Genomic DNA, 17,253 nt, shown 5'->3' on the forward strand with positions numbered 1-17,253 from the left:
GCTGCCAGCCTGCGAGCCGTGCAACAGATGAGCCTCACCTGGCCCGGCGCATGCTGCGCTGCACCCACCGCGGCCGGGAGCGGGTCATCGCCTGGAAGCCCGCCGATCACGCGGCAGCGAGCTGGGGGTTCCTCCCGGGCATGGAGCCGGTCACCGCCTCGGGACAACCGGTGGGCAAGTCAGGCAGCGCGGGCCGGAGGCAGCGGTGCGTCGCAGGAGCACGATCCTGCGGTGCACCGTGGGTGGCTGGGGAGGTGACTTCAGGTCTCACCGGCGGGTCCGGTGGGGGCGGGTAGTGGTGGTGGCTCGCAGTGGCCCGAGCCACAAGTACGGGCCCGGGCGAGTGCGACCGGTATCCGACGATGCCGAGGTGAGTGGGGTTCGACAGGACTTCGGTACGGTCGCCGCACTGCCCGGTCCCGCGTGGCTGAACGCCCCGCCGCGGGCGAGGGGTTATGGCTCGATGGTGAGGGGCTTCTCGGCGCGCAGGTCGCTGACGAAGCCGTCCTTGACGACACGGATCCAGTAGGCATGCGTACGGGCCGCAGGGGGGATGTCGGAGTCACGCTCCAGCTTGCGGTCCATCGATGTGGCGCCGACCTGTACGTCGTGTCGGAACGTGTAGGGATGCCACAGTCCGATCTCGCTGCTGTAGAAGGGCTTTCGCTCCATCAAGAGGACCTGGTCCGGATGGTCCGCAGCCGGTTTCCAGGTGACGCGGACGGTGTTCGCGCCGAGGCGGTCGATGGACGTCATCGCCGGTGCCTTGGGCATCACGTCCAAGCCGGGCAGCGGGGAGATGTTCGAGCCGGACAGGTCGATGCCGTAGGAGCCGCGGTCGGGCGGCATCGCGGCATCAGGGTTGTGTTGCCGCATCCATTCCAGAGGGGCTCGCAGCTCGGTCCACGGTCCCATCAGCGACGTCATACCGTTCGCCAAGACGTGGCCGGGCCGGCCCTGGCCGCCACTGACCCAGTCGTCGGCCGGCCACCCCTCGACGAATCCCGACTCCATCGCGTAGGCGCCGAACCCGTGTTGCTCAACCAGGTACCGCGTCAGGCGGTGGCACAGCTGGTACGACTCGCGGTTGGAGTGCGCGTTCTCACCGATCGCTACCACCCTCGCGTCGCCGATCGCCTCATCCAGCCATGCCAGGTCCTCCTGCGGCCGTTCCGGGCCCAGAGTGCGCAGTAGTCGTACCGCCTTGGTGCTCAACCGGGCCCGCGATCTTTTTCCCGACCGAGAACCATCGCGATACGGCCACCAGTGGTGAGTTGGACGGGCGGTGATGCCGGCGGAAGGTAGAGACCTACCGGCTGCGCCGTTCGGATCGTGTCGGGCACACGAAAGGCTGAGCGGGACCGCCCAGTGCAGTGTTCAGGAGCTACGGGAAGGGTTCGGTCAAAAGGATCTGGTTCCGCTCATGGTCAACCATGGCGATCTGTACGGACATCTCCTGACCCTGGCGGAAGGACTCCGCGGGCGCTGCCAACCCGGTGAGCGGAACGAGTCCCTCGACGCAGTCGGCGAGGCGCACGAAGATGCCGATGGACGCGATCTTCGTGACGCGTCCGCCGACGACCTGACCGACGCGAAAGCGAGGCAGGAGGTCTTCGTGCTCGGTCCACTCGCCGAGCACGATTCCCACCTGGTGATTGTGGTCGGCGTGCCAAACGACCTCGCCGGTGACGCGCTGCCCCACGGTTGGCAACTCCATGCACCTGGGCATTCTGTCGATCCTGGCCAGGCCCACGGCGTTGGGGCGGTCGTCGATGGCGAGGAAGACACCGAATGGCTGCCGGCCGATGACCTCGCCGGCGATGCGAGTACCGACAGGCAGAACGCGGACGGTCTCGGACCAGGCCGAAGCCACGTCGGGCACGCGCCTGCCGTTCTCCCCAGGCCAGGAGTACTCACTCATTCGCAGATCATGGCATGGGCCGGTCGTTGCCCGGAGAAGCGTCATTATTGTCGCTTCTGCGCACCGCTCACGCTCAGGTGTGCGCCCCCGGGGTCGCATCGGATGACTATGGGTGGGACCGTGGAAGAAACCTGGTCAACGCGGGGAAATAGAGTTTTCGGCGCTACGGGGCTGATCTTCGTTTCCTCGCCTGCCGAGCGTGCGCGAGCCGTCTTTGGCTCTCCAAGGAGATGCCACGCGGTGCACCGCGGCAGTGGGCAGCGGCCGACCCGAACCTGACATCGTGGCTGCCATCCTGGAAGAACCGGGCCCCCTTGTGCATACCTCCGCATGACAATCGGTGACGATCATGATCGCGTCGACTTTGATCACTTTCGGTCATGGCACATTGGAGCGAGCACAGCTGCTTGATCTACTGCAAGGAGCGGGCGTGATGTCGGTGGTCGATGTGCGTATCGGCCCTGGAAGCCGCCGCAATCCACACTTGTCCCGAGGCCGTCTTGCGCAATGGATGCCTCAGGCCGGAATTTCCTACCGCTGGGAACAGGCCCTGGGGGGCTTCCGCAAAGCCGCGCCTGATTCACCGGACGTCATCTGGCGCAACGCATCGTTCCGGGGTTACGCCGCCTACACACGCGACCCCGCCTTCGTCACCGCGATGGACAAGCTGCTCCAAGACGCCCTCGCGCCCCGTACGGCAGTGATGTGCAGCGAAGCCGTTTGGTGGCGCTGCCACCGGCGCCTCATCGCAGACTTCGCCGTCGTGGCCCGAGGTGTCACCGTGCTGCACCTGATGCATGACAAGCGGCTCGTAGCTCATGCACCGACACCCGGGCTGCGTCAGCGTCCCGATGGCCTTCTCGTCTACGACGACACCGCAGCAGTACTGCCCAAAGACCGGTGAAGACGGGACCCTGGGTGTCCTTGTTCAAGAGCCTGCGTGCTCGTTGCCTCCGACTGCAGGCGAACCGCAGACCGTTCCGGCTCACGCGCCGGATGGCGCCATGCTGCTGCCGCGGGGCCCGGCGGAGTCCGCTCGTTCGAGCGGCTCACATAGTCGCGATCGCCGCCTGAACGCATCCGCGTTGCGGTGTTCCCTTCCGCCGCGGTGGGGCGACTGCTCCAAGTGGGCGCCATCCATTCGCCGGCATCCAGCTCCGTGGGTGTGATGGGGTGCGGCCTCTCGTCAGTATCGGCGGGCGAGGCCTTGCCACCATCAACTCACTGATCAAGAACCTCTCCAGCCTCGCGCCCGGGTCCGTGCGCAGCCTCCTCACCACCGTGCTGGAGCAGCTCAAGGGTGGTCAGCGCAAGGCTCTGCTCGCGTTGATCATCGGGGTTGCCGTGGCTCTGTGGTCCGGCTAGGTCGCCGCCTTCATACGGGCGGCCCATGCGGTCTGCGACGTCGGTGAGGGCCGGCCGGTGTGGAAACGCTGCCAGCCCGTCTCGGCATGCAACGCAGGGCCGGGGAAGGAGAGTTGCGAGGCATCGGGCACGGCTCTGGTCCACTTCGTGTGGTGCACGTACGCAGGGGTGAGTCCGGCGGACGGCGTCGCGGAGCCAGTGGTGCGCTGTCGGCTGTGTGTGTGGGCCAGGCCAGCTCCATGAGGCCCTTCGCCATGATGGGGGTGATGCGTTGACGGACTCGATCGCGGTGGTCGTGCCGACGGTGCGGCGGAGCTCGGTGCCGAAGCACCGGAACGGGGTGAACTCTTCCCGCCCGTCCGGCGAGGCGAAGTCAGGTAGGGGTCGAGTCGCGGTGGCCTTCTTCTTGTGGTCCGCGTGGGCCGAGCCGGTGGTCGAGCGCGGCACCGACGTCGGGGCAGTTCGTGCGGATGACGTCGAGGAAGGCGTTCAGTGCCGGGGAGCGGTCCCGGGCTTGGAAGGACAGGACCAGATCGGGCAGAGGTGTGCGCGGGGTCACCTCGCAGAACCACGTGCCCCGTCGTGGGGCCGTCAGCATGCGGGAGGGTCCCAGACCGACGCCCACCCCGCAGGCGGCGAGGCCGATGATGGTGTGGATGTCCCTCGCGACGGTCGCGCCGGAGAGCGCCGGGGAGTCCTTGCCCAGCAGGGTCCGCAGCCCAGTGATGACGGCGGGCTCGTCCTCGCCCGGCGCCACGATCAGCGCCTGTCGCCGCAGCTGGTCCACGTCCACCGACGACTGCCCCGCGTACGGGTGCGTGCTGCTCACGACTGCGACCAGGTGGTCATGTCCGATCGGGACCGATACCAACTGCTCGGCCCCGACGCCCCGTGGGCGGCCGAGGCCGATCGCCACGTCCAGTTCGCCGGCGACGAGCGCGGCCGTGCTGCGGTTGGTCGCCATCTCGTGCAGTTCCAGCCGCACCTCGGGCCGTTCACGACCGAACCGGCCCAGGACGTCCGGCAGGGGTTCGAGCAGCGCCGAGGCGATGAACCCCAGGCGCAGCCGGCCCGTCTCGCCGCGTGCTGCCCTGGCCGCGTCGACCGAGGCCGCCGTGATCTCGTCGAGCGCCCTGCGGGCCCGGGCGAGGAAGGCCGCGCCCGCAGCCGTCGGGAACACCCCCTGGCGGGTGCGGTCGAACAAGCGGGCGCCCACTTCCCGTTCGAGGTCGGCGATCTGCTTGGACAGCGGAGGCTGCGCGATGCCCAGCGCACCGGCCGCCCGGCCGAAGTGTGCGTGCTCGGCGAGGGTCAGTGCGTATCGCAGGTGCCGCGCCTCCATATCAGCCTCTCCGTCATATCTCACATGTATCGTCGGCCAGCTTGCCAGATCTTTCGCTGGATGATCGGGACAGGGTCGCATGGAATGCGGTCATGACCGATTTTTCCTCCACAGACACCGTCTTCGTCTTCGTGCACGGGGCCTGGCACGGCTCCGGGCAGTGGGCGGCGACGCAGCGAGCACTCGCACGACTCGGTGCCGCGAGCATGGCCATCGACTTGCCGGGGCACGGCTTCGACGCGCCACTGCCCGGCGGATACCTCCAGCCGGGCCAGCCGGGCCTGTTGACCGAGAGGTCCGCGCTCGCCACCGTGACGATGGACGACAGCGCCGAGGCCGTGCTGGACACGCTGCGCCAGGCTCGCCACCACCGTCGTGTGGTGCTCGTCGCGCACAGCGCGGGCGGCGGCCCCGCGTCGCTGGCCGCCGAGCGCGCACCCGAACTCGTCGACGAGATCGTCTATCTCTCGGCCTTCGTGCCCGCCGGACGGCCCCGGTTCTTCGACTATCTCGGCTCGCCCGAGAACGCCACGGCACGAGGCCAGAGCCTCAACCTGGGCGACCCCGGGGTACTGGGCGCCGTGCGGATCAACCCGCTCTCGCAGGATCCCGCCTACGTCGAGGAACTGCGGCAGACCCACTACCACGACACCCCCCTGGACCGCTTCGACCGCTGGCGCTCGGCACTGAGCCCCGATCTGCCGCTGGCGATCCCCACCACCCCGGTCATCGTGACCCCGGGCCGGTGGGGGCGCGTCCCGCGGACCTTCCTGCGCTGCGCGGACGACCGGGCGCTGCCGGCGGCCGTGCAGGATCTGATGATCGCGGAAGCCGACCGGGCCATGCCCGGCAACCCGTTCACCGTGCGCACCCTCCCGGGCAGCCACAGCCCGTTCGCCGCCCGGCCCCGTGAGCTCGCCGCGGCTCTGCTGCCGTGAGCGGCGGACGCCTCGTGCTGCCGGTGGTGCTCAGCGCCACTTTCGTGCAGCTGCTCAACGTCACTGTCGCCCAGGTCGCCGCGCCGGTGATCCAGGCCGGTCTGGGCGCCGGCCCGGGCGCCTCGTAGGTGGTGGGCAGGTGTCTGGCGGGGGCTTGCTGAGGGGATTAGATCCGCGAGTTGCGCATCGACTGCCACACTGCGCCGGCCAGCGCCCGCGTCGCCCGGGGGGACCGACAGCCCTTCGTGTTCGCTGTAGAGCTCCCAGTTGTACGGGACCAGCGACAGCTTGTGGGAGGACAGCGATCCCGCCTGGTGGGCCCGGTACACGGCAAGCGGCTCGGGAAGGCCCCGGGCGTCAGCGCCGTCACGCATGATCGACGGCCACAGGGCGTAGTCCTGTCTCTTGGACGCCCCTATGACAGGAGGCCGTTGGATACCGGTCGGACCAGGTTGAACACCTCGCGGGCGGCGTAGCGTTTGCGGCATCGGACGATTTCGCGTCGGGTCTTGCCCTCCTTGGTGCGGCGTTCGCAGTAGTTCTGGGTGCGTGGGTCGATGCGCAGGCGGGTCTGCACGATCCGGTGGAGGGCGGCGTTGGCCTGCCGGTCGCCGCCGCGGTTGAGGCGACGGTACTGCCGAGTGCCCGAGGAGCGTTCTACGGGGCTGACCCCGCACAGCGCGGCGAAGGACGCCTCACTGTGCAGACGTTCCGGGTTGTCCCCCATCGTGATCAGCAAAGTGACGGCCGTGTCCGGACCGATGCCCACCACAGTGAGCAACTGCGGCGCGTGGCGTTCCGCAAGCAGAGCCATGCGGCGTTCCAGATCCTGGATCTGCTCGGTGAGCTGCCCGATTCGCTGAGCCACCAGGCACAGGGGCATACGGGTGGCCTGCAGCACCGCCTCTTCCTCGCCCTCGTCGTTCTTGCTGTCGTCGGCGAACCGTGCGCAGGTACGGAAGAGTTCCGCATTGTTAAGCCCGGCCAGCTCTTCCCGCAGATTCGGGTCGGCGGCAACGAGGACGGCCTTGAGCTGATTGATCGCCTGGGTGCGGGCCTTGACCGCCGCCCCTTGGTGAGTTTTTACATCCGGGCGATCTGCACTGGTCCGTCGCCGGACTTGGCCCGGGCGCGTGCCCGCCCGCTCAGCGCCGCCCGGGCCGCGTTCTGGGCATCGAGCGGATCCGATTTGCCGCGCTGACGGCGGTCGGTCCGGTCGGGCCGGTTCACATCGAACAAGAGTGGCGGGCGGGGCCACTGCCCGCGCCGGAGACTGTGATCGCGGTGGCGATCTCCTCGATGTCAGCAGGGGTCAGCTCCAGCGAGCCCGCTCCGATCCAGCCGTCCACCTGGGCGGCCTTGCGCGCGCCCACGATCGCTCCGGTGATGCCGGGCCAGGCGAGCACCCAGGCGATGGCCACCTCGGCCACGGTGCGCCCATGGCGTTCAGCGATCGGCCGCAGCGCCTCGGCGAGCTGGAGGTTGGCGGTCAGGCCGGTCGTGAAGTCGTGGTGGGCGGTCCGCCAATCCTCGGCGGGCAGGCCGGCCACGCGCTCGGCGGAGAAGGCCCCGGTGAGCAGGCCGGACTGCAGCGGTGAGTAGACGATCACGCCGGTCTCGTGTGCGCGTGCCCAGGCGATCTCAGCGGCGGACGACCGGTTGATCGCCGAGAACGGCGGCTGGATGACGTCGACATGGGCGATCTGCTCGGCCGCCTGGAGCAGGTCGGGTGTGTGATTGGACAGCCCGATCGCCCGTACCTTGCCTTCGGCCTTCAGGTCGGCCATGACCTGCCAGTACTCCTCCAGCGGCGTGGCGTTGGGCGACACCGCTCCGAAGCCGCCACCGGCGTACTCCAGCGATTCACCGGTGTCGGGATAGTGCACCTGGTACAGGTCGATGTGGTCGACGCCCAGCCGCCGCAGCGAGTCATCGAGCTCGCGGCGGACGCTGGCCGGCTTCATGATCCGCCGAGGCGCGGCCGACGGATTGTCCGGGTCCCAGACCAGGCCGACCTTGGTGAAGATGTACGGGCGATCGGCCTGCGGCAGGTCGGCGATGGCCTTGCCGACCAGTTCCTCCGAATGGCCCAGGCCGTACACCGCGGCGGTGTCGATCCAGTTGACGCCCGCGTCCAGCGCGTGGCGGATCGCGGCGACCGACTCGGCGTCGTCCGTGGCGCCCCAGCTGAAGGTCCAGCCCGAGCCCGACACGGCCCAGGAACCGAAGCCCAACCGGGTAATCTCCATGCCGGTACGGCCAAGCGTGACAGTCATAAGTGATGCGCTCCCGTGAATCGGTATGCCGGAACCGTTCCGGCGGATTCAACTCTCGGCGTTCCACGCGAGGTCAGGCAGTGCCCGGCGCTGCCTAGGCACGTCATGACCAGGCACACCTAAAACCAGAAAATAATGGGGCACATGATCTTCGACCGACGCGCCGAGCTGGGTGAATTCCTCCGATCGCGCCGCGCCCGGCTTCGCCCCGAGGAGTTCGGCCTGACCTCCTACGGACGGCAGCGCCGGGTCCCCGGGTTGCGCCGCGAGGAGCTGGCGCAGCTGGCCGGGGTCAGCGTCGACCACTACGTACGCCTGGAGCAGGGCCGGAACCTGCAGTTCTCGGGGGAGGTCCTGGACGCGGTGGCCAAGGCCCTGCGCCTGAACCCGGCCGAACGGGAGCATCTGCACCTGCTGGCGCGCCCCGCCCCGGCGGCCGCCGAGGAACCCACCGGCGGCCCGCCACTGCGCCCGGGCATACACAGCCTGCTCTCCGCGATCAGCGACGCCCCTGCCTACGTGGTCGACCACAGGACCGACGTGCGGGCCTGGAACCGGCCGGCCGCTGCGCTCATCACCGACTTCGGCGAACTTCCCGCCGCAGAGCGCAACATGGCCAGGCTGGTTTTCCTCGACGACGGCGTGCGCGACCTGTATGTCGACTGGTGGGCGCGGGCTCGCGACGTGGTGGCCTTCCTCCGGCTGGACATTGCGCGCCCGCCCGGCCCTCCTGCCGCCCAGGCCCTGATCGAGGAACTGTCGGCCGTAAGCCCCGAGTTCGGCCAGATCTGGGCGGAGCACGACATCAAGGCCCGGGAGCACGGTAGTTACCGGTACCGGCATCCCCTGGTGGGCGAGCTCGAATTGACCTACGAGACCCTCCGGCTGCCCGGCCACCCCGACCTCGCCCTGATCGTCCACACGGCCGAGGAGGGATCGCCCTCCCAGGAAGCACTCCGCATCCTGACCCGCTAATCCCCGTATTTCGGTACTCATGCCGAGGGCCATACGGATGTCTTGGCGAGGGGTAAAGTTTACGACTTGGTGCGCGATAACACTGGCCGTATCTGAGAAACGAGGTGGTAGCGCTTGGCGGCCTGGTGTTGGGATGCTCGGCGTGACTTCTGTGGATCTCGATGATCGCCGTGAGCGGGCGCTGTTGGACCAACTTGAGCGGTACTACGACGCGGTGCCGCGCCATGGTGCTCGCGTTGAAGATTTCGGGCCGCTGACCTTGTTCGTCCGGGAAGGGCAAGGTTGACCGTTCTAGGCACGTCCGGCTCGGGGATGGTCGGGTGCGGTGAGTGTCGCCGACGTGGCCCGAGTGCGTGTCCGGCAGCGTGAGCTCGAAATCCCGGAGAGTTTCGAGTGGGTAGCCGAGACCACGCCTGCGCTGCGTGCCGCGGTCGAGGAGTCAGGGCTCGCGGTTCACGAGCACCCCTTGATGGTGCTCGACCCGGGCTCGTCGGCGCCCGCTGTGGACGAGATGTCCGAGGACCTGTCGGCGAGGACCTTGGACCCGGACAATCCGGCGTTGCCAAGCGCGCTGGCTGTGCCGCACCTCGCCTTCGCGGAGCCCGGAACCCGTATCGGCTCGGCGGGCGCGGCGGAATTGGCAGAAACGGTGCGGGACCGATCCGGCGACGGGTCGGTGAATCGCGTGGTTGCACGCATCCGGGCAGGTCTGACTGTGGTTGCCGCAGCGGTGGAGGACGGGACGGCGCTGTGCGCGGGCCGGCATCAGCCAGTCGGGACGGTCAGTGAGATCGTCGGTGTCGGGACGCTGCCCACCCCTCGCCGTCGTGGCCTTGGGCTCGCGGTCACTGCGGCGCTTGTGGCCGACGCGCGATCACGAGGCGTGGAAACCGTCTTCTTGTCTGCAGGTGACGAGGACGTCGCCCGGCTCTATGCCCGACTCGGCTTGCGGCGTATCGCGACCGCATTGATCGGTGGGCCTGCCGAGTAGCGAGTCCGCTACCAGAGGCGCTGTCAGCTGTGACATGACAACGGCCGCGCGGGTTGAGCGGATTGTGACATCCCCCTGGGCCCGTGCGGCCTTGTCCCATCCTGCCTGCTGCGGCCTCTCCCGCGCCCATCTCGTCGGTTTGGTAAAGGAGTTGGCCGCTCCGTGGACCGCGCGCTGCGACTCCGCGCGGCACGACCGGCGTGGTGGGCAACGGCGGCGGGCACCCGGTGCCGGTCCGCAGCACCGGCTGGTGTTCACCGACCGTGTGCTGGTCACGTTGGCCGTTCTGCGCTTTCAGCTCCCGCACGTGGCCCTCGCCGAGCTTTATGGAGTGGACCGGACCACTGTCACCCGTGCGGTGCACGAGATCAGGCCGTTGCTGGCCACCCGCGGCTTCGCCGTCCCCGATCGGCCGGGGGTGCGGCTTCGGACGTTGGCGGACGTGTTCGGCTACGCCGCCGCGGAGGGCGTCCGGCTGCGGATCGACGGGACCGAGGTTCAGGTCCGTCGACCAGCCGCGCACCGACCCGGGCGCCGGGTCTTCGTGTCCGGCAAGCGCAGACAAAACACGGTCAAGACGACCACGATCAGCGACGGCCAGGGCCGGACTCTGTGGTCAGGTGCCGACCGTCCCGGCCGGATGCACGACCAGACCGCCCTGCGCACCGAGGGCATCGCCGAACAGCTCCGCCTCCATCCGGACGTCACGGTCGACGTCGACGAGGGCTACCGAGGTCTCGCCAACGAGTTCCCCGATCAGGTCAGCGCGCCGCCACACAAGCCTACGGAGCATGTTCCCGAAGGCGAGAAACTCGCATGGCGCGAGGCTCGACGGCGACAATCCTCGCGGCGGATCTGCGTGGAGCACGCGAACGCCGAGCACAAGCAGTGGCGACCGCTCCAGCGGTACATCGGCCGACGCGAGCACTCTGCCGAGACCCACCGCGCCGTCGCCGGCTTGGTCTCCGACCGCGCCGCCCGTCGGGCCACAGTCCGACGGGCGAGTACAGAGATCGTGCTCGCCCGGCAGACTGCCTGCTGATCACCCACCAGCCGAACCACCAGGCCCCACGCCCGAATCTCCATCGCGCACCAAGCCGTAAGTCCGCTTCCACAGCGGATCGGTACGGCCGAAGCAGGCCGCGTGAACGGCGTCCGCTGTATCCACCAGCGCCTCGGTCCGGCCGACCCCGTACGGATGCGCTCTCGGCACCGTGGCCGTGGCCGAAGCGCCTGCCGCATCGGCCACGGTCGGTCCGGTGCCATGGCCGATGCCGACGGCTCTCCGTGGCGCTCTGGTACGACGTGGATGACCGTTACCGGCCGGACCGTGGCCACTCCCGCGGCACAGGCCGGACAGCACGGTGCCCCCCAACGCACCCCCGTCGAAGTCGGGGGTGCGTTGATGTGCTCTGAAAACACGCGCTGGGCGAAGTACAGGGCGCCTGGAGGGTAGACGCCGACTTTCGCCGCCGGTGCCGCGCCGGACTCAGAGGTCGGGGTTCTTGCCCTCGGCCGTCTGCTTGATCCGATCGATTTGAAGCCTGGCGAAATCGGCGTAGGGCTGGCCTTCCCGAAGACCCTCGCTCGCCACACGGATCAGGGACCCTCCGAGGCGCATAAAGATCTCGGTGTTCCGTCCGGTGAAGGCATCGGTCTCATCCGCGCCCGCCGAGACCTTTAGCGGCTTCGCCCCGGCGCCGGATTTACGGCGCTCCTTGGCCACCAGGCTCTTCATCGCGAACTTCACATCGTCCGGGGTGCGGAAGGCGTAGATGGTGAAGATGACCTGGCCCTCGCCCGCTACCTGATCGATGTGCGACGTGCCGAGGGCTGTGAAGCCGCCGCACTTCGTCCCCGTGTCGTCCTGGCAGGTCTTCACGGACTCGGTATGTTCAGGGATGCTGACGCCGAATCCCTCCCAGTCCTGAGGGGCACTGCCCGTGTCCACCAGGGCCCTGCGAACCTGGTCCTCGGTCAGCACGACCGGCACCTTCGGCTGCCCGCCGCCACCGGTGACAGCACCCGCGCCGTCGCCGCCATCGGTGGCCCCCGGGCTCCCGCCGTCGGCACCTCCGCACGCCGTGAGCGCCGCTACCATCGCAGCCCCGACCACAATCCCCCGTGCCACCCTGAACACCGTCAACCCCTCTGCCCAACAGATCATTTGGCATGTACCCAACCGCATGGATGCGTCGACTGCCAAGTCCCCCGGCCGGGACGGTCACCGCGGCACGCCGTGCAGTACCACTCAAGTTGGTCCAACAGCGCCTGCTCACGGCGATCATCGAGATCCACAGAAGTCACGCCGAGCATCGCCATGACCACCGATGCAAGAAGCCCCGCCGGAGGAAGGCGAATTCGGACGGGGCTTCGTCGTATCACCAACTGCCCCTATGACGGAGGTCATGGCTGTGCGGGCCTGACCAGGTGGAACACCTCGCGGGCGGCGTAGCGTTTGAGGCATCGGACAATCTCGCGTCGCGTCTTGCCCTCCTTGACGCCACCGCGACCGCGCACTCAAGGCAGTCGCGGAATTCGCGAAGACCTACGGGACAAAGTTCCCCAAAGCCGCCAAGAAGATCACCGACGACGTGGACGAACTGCTCGCGTTTTTCGACTTCCCGCAGAGCACTGGATCCACCTGCGCACCACGAACCCCATCGAGTCCACCTTCGCAACGGTTCGGCTCCGCACGAAGGTCACCAAGGGCGCCGGCAGCACGTCACCTGCCTTGGTTATGGTCTTCAAGCTGGTGGAGTCCGCCCAGCTGTGGTGGCGAGCCGTGAACGCACCCACCTCGTCGCGCTGGTCCATGCCGGGGCCAGCTTCGAGCGGGGCGTGCTGGTCGAGCGATCCGCGGTCCGCGCGGCATGAACACCACCGACTGCCGCCGGTCAGAAAACTGGTGGCACGCCCAGCCCACCCGTGGTGAAGATCGCGCATGACCACCTTCCTGGAGACCGACCGGCTCATCCTGCGCGCGTTCACAGCGGCCGACACTGATCGTCTCCTCGCCCTGCACAACGACCCCGAGGTCACGCGCTTCATCAACGGTGGCCGTCCCACCAGCCGCGAGACGATCGAGACGCGGTCCCTGCCGCGGCTCCTGCACGACTACCCGTGCTGGGGGACCCGTGGGTACTGGGCCGCGCAGGAGAGGATCACCGGCACCTTCCTGGGTTGGTTCGAGTTCCGGCCGCTGGAGGAGCACAGCCCCGCTGTGGTCGAACTCGGCTACCGGTTGAGCCAGGCGGCGTGGGGGCGCGGCTACGCCACCGAAGGCTCCAGGGCCCTGATCCACAAGGGGTTCACGGATCTGGACGTCGAGCGGGTCACGGCGAACACAATGGCCGTCAACACTCGGTCCCGTCGTGTCATGGAGAAGTCGGGCCTGTCCTTCGTCCGGAACTTCACCGGGGACTGGCCGGAGGCGATCGAGGGCTCCGAGCACGGTGAAGTCGAGTACGAACTCACCCGGACCGAGTGGGAACAGCCTCGGTAGACGTCAACGGCCCCGTCCACGACTCTTGACGATTCCTCATGTTCCTGCACCTTCCGACCCGATGGCGCATCCCGTAGCCAGCACCGAACCGTCCGGACGGTCAGAACTGTGCCAGCGCCTGGCAGGTCGGCACGGCCCCTATCGGGACACACGCGGCCGGCCTGGTGCCAGCACGGTACGGCGGCGAGCGCGTCGGCGAGGGCTGCGCCGTGCAGGAATGCGGACCCGTGACCACGGATGCCGTCCCAGGCCACCGGTACCAGGCGAGTGCGCCCCGGGGCGGTGCGGACATCTCCGGCCAGCGGGATGTCAGGGCAGGACAGGCAGCGGTCAGGTCGGCCAGGAGCGGGGCGGGCAGCGTTTGGGCGGCGGTCAGGGGCGCGTAGGGGTGGCCGGGCAAGCTCACGATCCAGCGGTGGTCGAGGAGGGCGAGCACCGGCGGGCTGGTCGCGGCCGTCCTGCACTCCGTGGAGGCAGATTGAGCGGTGAACTGCTCCCGGAGCGGCGGGCCTCGACAGCCATCCACATGACCCCACGGTCCAGTGCTGCGACCGGGAAGGTTCACCAGGTTGGGCCGCGCTGACGACTCCCTCCGGCTCAGGTGGGATCCGGGGGCGCAGCCCATGATGGCGATTCCTGGAAACACGACCGACGTTGCTTCTTGCCTCACTTGATCTGCTGTTCGGTGCGGGCTTGGGGCAGCCCTGCCGCCTCCGCGGGGGTGGTCGGTCGTGCCGCATATCGGTGACGCATGGCCTCGCTGGCTGCGGGGCCTGCGGTGAAGACGTAGGTGTCGCTGTCGTCGAGCCGGCGGCCGGTCTTGGCGTCGACGACGACGGGCTCGACTTCCTCGCCGCTGTGCGCGTCGATGAGGATCATGCTGCGTTCGGCCGGCGTGAGGCGGGAGTTACCCCACGCGGCCAGGGCGACGACCACCGGTCGGAGGGAGCGCCCGAGTTCGGTGAGGACGTACTCGTGGCGTACGGGGTTGGTCTGGTAGGGCCGGCGCTCCAGTAGTCCGTCGGCGACGAGGGTCTTCAGCCGGGTGGTGAGCATGCTGGAGGAGATGCCCAGACTCTCCTGGAACTGGTCGAAGCGCGTGTAACCGTCGAAAGCGTCGTGGAGAATCAGCAGCGTCCACCACTCGCCTACGTGTTCCACCGTCGTGGACAGTGGGCACTCCCGGTCCTCCAGCCTGATCCGGCTTGCCATGGCAGCCATCCCCTCGGTTACTGCTAAAGTCGAAGTTAGTAGCTTCTACTTTAGCAGTAATGGCGGGAGCGGTGCCTTCTGCGCCCGCACCCGGAACGGAGCACACCGTGACCACACCCCTCAGCGAATCCCTTGAAGGCCGACGCGCCCTGGTCACCGGCGGCACCAAGGGCACCGGAGCCGCCATCGCCCGACGTCTCGCCCAGGCAGGCGCGACCGTTCTGGTCACGGCCCGCAGCCGCCCCGACACCGTCGAGGAGAAGGCGTTCATCACCGCCGACCTGTCCACCGCCCAGGGCGCAGTCCACGTAGCAGCCGAGGTGGACGCCCGCGTGGGAGGCGTCGACATCTTGGTCAACACCCTCGGCGGGTCCGAGTCGCCGGCTGGAGGGTTCGCCGCGCTCGGCGAGGACGACTGGGCCAGGGAGCTGAACACGAACCTGCTGGCCGCCGTCCGCCTGGACCGCGCACTCCTGCCGCACATGATCGCCACAGGTAAGGGTGTGATCGTGCATGTCACCTCTATCCAGCGCCGCATGCCGCTGTGGAACGGAACCCTGGCCTACGCCGCCGCCAAGGCCGCCCTGACCACCTACAGCAAGGGCCTGGCCAACGAGGTCGCCCCGCACGGTGTCCGCGTCAACACCGTCTCGCCCGGTTTCGTGCAGACCTCGGCCGCCGACAACCTCGTCGCCCGGATCGCCCACGACGCAGACATCACGCAGGAAGCGGCGCTGGGCCGGCTCATGGACTCCCTGGGCGGGATCCCGCTGGGCCGTCCCAACCGGCCCGAGGAAGTCGCCGAGCTCGTCGCCTTCCTCGTCTCCGACCGCGCCTCGGCCATCGTCGGCGCCGAACACGTCATCGACGGCGGCACCACCCCCACCGTCTGAACCCGCCACCATCCCAAGGAGCGTCATGCACGACAACCAGCCCCGAACCAGCACCCCAAACACCCTGCCCGAGGTGATTACCCGCTACCTGACAGCGCACCGCGCCCACGACACCGCCAGCGCACTCACGGCGTTCACTCGCGAAGCCACAGTGATCGACGACGGCAACACCTACGAGGGCATCGAGGCGATCAGGGAGTGGCTCGACCGATCGGCCACCGAATTCACCTACACCATCCACCTCACCGGCGCCCAGCAGACGGACGCAACCCGCTACATCGCCACCCACCACCTCGAGGGCAACTTTCCCGGCGGGACCATCGATCTGCGCTACCAGTTCACACTCCGCGACGGCCTCATCGAACGCCTCGTCATCGAACCCTGAGTCCCTGCCGGCGCCACCCGTTGCCGCCTCAGGCGAAAAACCCCGCTCACCCCGCAATCTCGGTGACTCACCTTCCTGCCAGGTCAGGCCACCAATTCAGGGGCCGTCCGCCCCAGCGGATGCCTTTCTCGCTGCGAATGCGGGCGTGTTGCTTGCGTTCGGCGGCCAGGACGTCCGGTGGCGAGCGGTGGCGTTGCGCCACCGGAGGTAGGCGTGCAGGCTCGGGTCTGCACGGTGTGGTTGGGTGATCGGAGTTGGCGATGGTGAACTGCCGCAGTGGTCCGAAGTGCGCCTCGATCGGTTGGCCCACGAGGCGTATGTCGGGGTGAAGCACAGCTCGACCTTGTGCTTCTTCGCCCAGCGGCGGATGCCAGCGCCTTGCGGACGGACAGGTTGTCCAGGATGACGCAGATCGGGTGCCGTCGGGCCGGGCGGCACCTATCGAATTCACCGCGGCCAGCGTATCGGTGGCGCTCTTCCTTCGGCGGTTGACGCCCCACAGGGTGTCGTCGCCGAGCGGGTAGCAGCCGTGGCAACAGCCGCACGCCGTGCGTGTGCCCGGCTCTATCGCCGAGCCCGCCGCAGCACACAGTCCCCGCAGAGCCCTCCGCCGGGTACGCGGTAGTACAGGCAGCAGCTGCGTCGTGAGAATGCCGGAAGGGTGGGATCCAACGTTCCGGTGTCGCGCAGATGCGGGTCTTCGAGCAGGCAGGCGGCGAGTGCCACGGCGCGATCCGCCGCTTCCGGCCGGCTCGACCTGCGACACCAGTCGTGCAGCACACGGAGGGTGCCGACCAGCGCCGAGGCGGCGTTGCCCCACAGCACCTGGGAGGAGAGCCGGGACTCGGCGCTGATGGCGTGGTGCAGCGGCACCAAGTGATCGTGCAGTACGGCCGCTTGCAGCCGGCATGCGAGGCTCTGCTCGGAGGCCGACGGCAGGGAGGTCGGCGCGGGCAGCCAGAGTTCGTCGGGTGTGCTCCGATTCGGATGCCACCACAACGCGTCGCTGTCGAGATCGGGGACGTCCCCGGCCACCGCCGCGGGTGCTAGCGCGATCGACCACAGTCGCCCGGCGAGTCCCTGGTAGACAAGGGAGGCCGCGACCCCGCGGTCCGCTGTGCCGAGCTGTGTGGCGACCGTTTTCAGACGATGACGCAATGCCGACGGGTGTCCCCCTCGGTACAGCTCCGACAGGGGAAGAAATCCCTGGTCGCGAGGTGATCCGAGGTCGGTCCGGACGGTGAAGAACGGTCCCACGGCGGCGGTGCGACCGAGCGTTGCGGTCATCGGCTCCTGCGGCACCGTTCCTCCTCAGTTCGGGCTGGATGGCTCGGACCCGGCCGGATCGCCCTGGTGGTCGAACATCCAAGAGACGCTGCCTCAGCCTCAAGCCCGGAGCTTCGCGCACCATACCGATGGGCAGCCGCTGGAGCGGTGTGTCCTCCGCGGG

The 17,253-nt window shown here is 68.6% G+C and carries 20 protein-coding genes and 3 pseudogenes; 13 read left to right on the forward strand and 10 right to left on the reverse strand.

The features are described 5' to 3' along the window. Positions 1-453: 453 nt before the first annotated feature. Positions 454-1,215: an erythromycin esterase family protein gene (locus tag Scani_RS15760; RefSeq protein ID WP_218039186.1), complete on the reverse strand. Its 762-nt coding sequence runs from the start codon at positions 1,213-1,215 to the stop codon at positions 454-456. 169 nt (positions 1,216-1,384) lie between these two features. After that, on the reverse strand, positions 1,385-1,921 hold the full coding sequence (locus Scani_RS15765) for a S1 RNA-binding domain-containing protein (RefSeq protein ID WP_159475462.1): 537 nt from the start codon (positions 1,919-1,921) through the stop codon (positions 1,385-1,387). Positions 1,922-2,270: 349 nt separating this feature from the next. Here Scani_RS15765 and Scani_RS15770 point away from each other — a divergent pair, with 349 nt between their 5' ends. Beyond that, a complete protein-coding gene (locus Scani_RS15770; protein ID WP_159476095.1) occupies positions 2,271-2,825 on the forward strand; it encodes a DUF488 domain-containing protein in 555 nt (184 codons plus the stop codon). Positions 2,826-3,094: 269 nt separating this feature from the next. Beyond that, positions 3,095-3,286, forward strand: a complete 192-nt coding sequence (locus tag Scani_RS15775; protein ID WP_159475465.1) for a hypothetical protein — start codon at positions 3,095-3,097, stop codon at positions 3,284-3,286. 373 nt (positions 3,287-3,659) lie between these two features. Here the strand turns inward: Scani_RS15775 and Scani_RS15780 are convergent, their stop codons facing one another. Then, the gene (locus Scani_RS15780; RefSeq protein ID WP_159475468.1) at positions 3,660-4,628 is read right to left on the reverse strand and encodes a LysR family transcriptional regulator; all 969 of its coding nucleotides are present in this window, start codon (positions 4,626-4,628) and stop codon (positions 3,660-3,662) included. Between the two features lie 92 nt (positions 4,629-4,720). Here Scani_RS15780 and Scani_RS15785 point away from each other — a divergent pair, with 92 nt between their 5' ends. Continuing rightward, positions 4,721-5,566: an alpha/beta hydrolase gene (locus tag Scani_RS15785; protein WP_159475471.1), complete on the forward strand. Its 846-nt coding sequence runs from the start codon at positions 4,721-4,723 to the stop codon at positions 5,564-5,566. Continuing rightward, a complete protein-coding gene (locus tag Scani_RS41755) occupies positions 5,563-5,694 on the forward strand; it encodes a hypothetical protein (protein WP_281391937.1) in 132 nt (43 codons plus the stop codon). The genes Scani_RS15785 and Scani_RS41755 overlap by 4 nt, the downstream gene beginning before the upstream one ends. 38 nt (positions 5,695-5,732) lie before the next feature. Here Scani_RS41755 and Scani_RS15790 read toward each other — a convergent pair. Continuing rightward, positions 5,733-5,973 (reverse strand): annotated as a pseudogene (locus tag Scani_RS15790) (glycosyltransferase family 2 protein); the annotation flags it as partial. Between the two features lie 8 nt (positions 5,974-5,981). Continuing rightward, the gene (locus tag Scani_RS40910) at positions 5,982-6,380 is read right to left on the reverse strand and encodes a transposase (protein ID WP_246295826.1); all 399 of its coding nucleotides are present in this window, start codon (positions 6,378-6,380) and stop codon (positions 5,982-5,984) included. Here Scani_RS40910 and Scani_RS40915 point away from each other — a divergent pair. Further along, positions 6,357-6,767, forward strand: a complete 411-nt coding sequence (locus tag Scani_RS40915; RefSeq protein ID WP_246295827.1) for a hypothetical protein — start codon at positions 6,357-6,359, stop codon at positions 6,765-6,767. The two genes, Scani_RS40910 and Scani_RS40915, sit on opposite strands and share 24 nt — an antisense overlap. 25 nt (positions 6,768-6,792) lie before the next feature. On the opposite strand, the gene Scani_RS15800 is transcribed toward Scani_RS40915, so the two are convergent. Then, a complete protein-coding gene (locus tag Scani_RS15800; protein WP_159475474.1) occupies positions 6,793-7,842 on the reverse strand; it encodes an aldo/keto reductase in 1,050 nt (349 codons plus the stop codon). A 144-nt stretch (positions 7,843-7,986) separates the two neighbouring features. Here Scani_RS15800 and Scani_RS15805 point away from each other — a divergent pair, with 144 nt between their 5' ends. From Scani_RS15805 to Scani_RS15815, 4 genes are all read left to right on the forward strand, one after another. Continuing rightward, positions 7,987-8,817 carry a helix-turn-helix transcriptional regulator gene (locus tag Scani_RS15805; protein ID WP_159475477.1) on the forward strand — a complete coding sequence of 277 codons (831 nt, stop codon included), beginning with the start codon at positions 7,987-7,989 and terminating at the stop codon, positions 8,815-8,817. A gap of 133 nt (positions 8,818-8,950) precedes the next feature. Next, positions 8,951-9,103, forward strand: a complete 153-nt coding sequence (locus Scani_RS41960) for a hypothetical protein (protein WP_308686573.1) — start codon at positions 8,951-8,953, stop codon at positions 9,101-9,103. A gap of 39 nt (positions 9,104-9,142) precedes the next feature. Continuing rightward, the gene (locus Scani_RS15810; RefSeq protein ID WP_308686574.1) at positions 9,143-9,808 is read left to right on the forward strand and encodes a GNAT family N-acetyltransferase; all 666 of its coding nucleotides are present in this window, start codon (positions 9,143-9,145) and stop codon (positions 9,806-9,808) included. A gap of 34 nt (positions 9,809-9,842) precedes the next feature. Continuing rightward, on the forward strand, positions 9,843-10,850 hold the full coding sequence (locus tag Scani_RS15815) for a transposase family protein (protein WP_246295828.1): 1,008 nt from the start codon (positions 9,843-9,845) through the stop codon (positions 10,848-10,850). A 447-nt stretch (positions 10,851-11,297) separates the two neighbouring features. Here the strand turns inward: Scani_RS15815 and Scani_RS15820 are convergent, their stop codons facing one another. After that, entirely contained in the window at positions 11,298-11,792 is a 495-nt protein-coding gene (locus tag Scani_RS15820) for a hypothetical protein (protein ID WP_159475483.1), read from the reverse strand. A gap of 526 nt (positions 11,793-12,318) precedes the next feature. Between Scani_RS15820 and Scani_RS15825 the strand changes: the two are divergent. Together Scani_RS15825 and Scani_RS15830 are read left to right on the forward strand one after the other, a co-directional pair. Beyond that, a pseudogene (locus Scani_RS15825) lies at positions 12,319-12,685 on the forward strand (transposase); the annotation flags it as partial. A 67-nt stretch (positions 12,686-12,752) separates the two neighbouring features. Beyond that, complete coding sequence (locus Scani_RS15830) at positions 12,753-13,313, forward strand: GNAT family N-acetyltransferase (RefSeq protein ID WP_093487339.1); 561 nt, start codon at positions 12,753-12,755, stop codon at positions 13,311-13,313. Between the two features lie 666 nt (positions 13,314-13,979). Here Scani_RS15830 and Scani_RS15835 read toward each other — a convergent pair. Next, positions 13,980-14,525, reverse strand: a complete 546-nt coding sequence (locus tag Scani_RS15835; protein WP_174872686.1) for a winged helix-turn-helix transcriptional regulator — start codon at positions 14,523-14,525, stop codon at positions 13,980-13,982. Between the two features lie 59 nt (positions 14,526-14,584). Between Scani_RS15835 and Scani_RS15840 the strand changes: the two genes are divergently transcribed. Together Scani_RS15840 and Scani_RS15845 are read left to right on the forward strand one after the other, a co-directional pair. Next, positions 14,585-15,418 carry an SDR family oxidoreductase gene (locus Scani_RS15840; protein WP_051733298.1) on the forward strand — a complete coding sequence of 278 codons (834 nt, stop codon included), beginning with the start codon at positions 14,585-14,587 and terminating at the stop codon, positions 15,416-15,418. A 25-nt stretch (positions 15,419-15,443) separates the two neighbouring features. Then, on the forward strand, positions 15,444-15,803 hold the full coding sequence (locus Scani_RS15845) for a nuclear transport factor 2 family protein (protein ID WP_159475486.1): 360 nt from the start codon (positions 15,444-15,446) through the stop codon (positions 15,801-15,803). A gap of 67 nt (positions 15,804-15,870) precedes the next feature. On the opposite strand, the pseudogene Scani_RS40920 reads toward Scani_RS15845, so the two are convergent. After that, positions 15,871-16,357, reverse strand: a pseudogene (locus Scani_RS40920) (transposase); the annotation flags it as partial. A gap of 10 nt (positions 16,358-16,367) precedes the next feature. Continuing rightward, positions 16,368-17,090: a (2Fe-2S)-binding protein gene (locus tag Scani_RS15850; RefSeq protein ID WP_159475489.1), complete on the reverse strand. Its 723-nt coding sequence runs from the start codon at positions 17,088-17,090 to the stop codon at positions 16,368-16,370. Positions 17,091-17,253: the final 163 nt, after the last annotated feature.

Source organism: Streptomyces caniferus (genome assembly GCF_009811555.1).
Lineage (GTDB): Bacteria > Actinomycetota > Actinomycetes > Streptomycetales > Streptomycetaceae > Streptomyces > Streptomyces caniferus.

Excerpts from the sequence above, each read along its gene's own strand:
- Scani_RS15765 (WP_159475462.1), bottom strand. The coding sequence starts at position 1,921 with ATGAGTGAGTACTCCTGGCCTGGGGAGAACGGCAGGCGCGTGCCCGAC.
- Scani_RS15770 (WP_159476095.1), top strand. The coding sequence starts at position 2,271 with ATGATCGCGTCGACTTTGATCACTTTCGGTCATGGCACATTGGAGCGA.
- Scani_RS15780 (WP_159475468.1), bottom strand. The coding sequence starts at position 4,628 with ATGGAGGCGCGGCACCTGCGATACGCACTGACCCTCGCCGAGCACGCA.
- Scani_RS15785 (WP_159475471.1), top strand. The coding sequence starts at position 4,721 with ATGACCGATTTTTCCTCCACAGACACCGTCTTCGTCTTCGTGCACGGG.
- Scani_RS40910 (WP_246295826.1), bottom strand. The coding sequence starts at position 6,380 with ATGGCTCTGCTTGCGGAACGCCACGCGCCGCAGTTGCTCACTGTGGTG.
- Scani_RS15800 (WP_159475474.1), bottom strand. The coding sequence starts at position 7,842 with ATGACTGTCACGCTTGGCCGTACCGGCATGGAGATTACCCGGTTGGGC.
- Scani_RS15805 (WP_159475477.1), top strand. The coding sequence starts at position 7,987 with ATGATCTTCGACCGACGCGCCGAGCTGGGTGAATTCCTCCGATCGCGC.
- Scani_RS41960 (WP_308686573.1), top strand. The coding sequence starts at position 8,951 with ATGCTCGGCGTGACTTCTGTGGATCTCGATGATCGCCGTGAGCGGGCG.
- Scani_RS15815 (WP_246295828.1), top strand. The coding sequence starts at position 9,843 with ATGACAACGGCCGCGCGGGTTGAGCGGATTGTGACATCCCCCTGGGCC.
- Scani_RS15830 (WP_093487339.1), top strand. The coding sequence starts at position 12,753 with ATGACCACCTTCCTGGAGACCGACCGGCTCATCCTGCGCGCGTTCACA.
- Scani_RS15835 (WP_174872686.1), bottom strand. The coding sequence starts at position 14,525 with ATGGCAAGCCGGATCAGGCTGGAGGACCGGGAGTGCCCACTGTCCACG.
- Scani_RS15840 (WP_051733298.1), top strand. The coding sequence starts at position 14,585 with ATGGCGGGAGCGGTGCCTTCTGCGCCCGCACCCGGAACGGAGCACACC.
- Scani_RS15845 (WP_159475486.1), top strand. The coding sequence starts at position 15,444 with ATGCACGACAACCAGCCCCGAACCAGCACCCCAAACACCCTGCCCGAG.
- Scani_RS15850 (WP_159475489.1), bottom strand. The coding sequence starts at position 17,090 with ATGACCGCAACGCTCGGTCGCACCGCCGCCGTGGGACCGTTCTTCACC.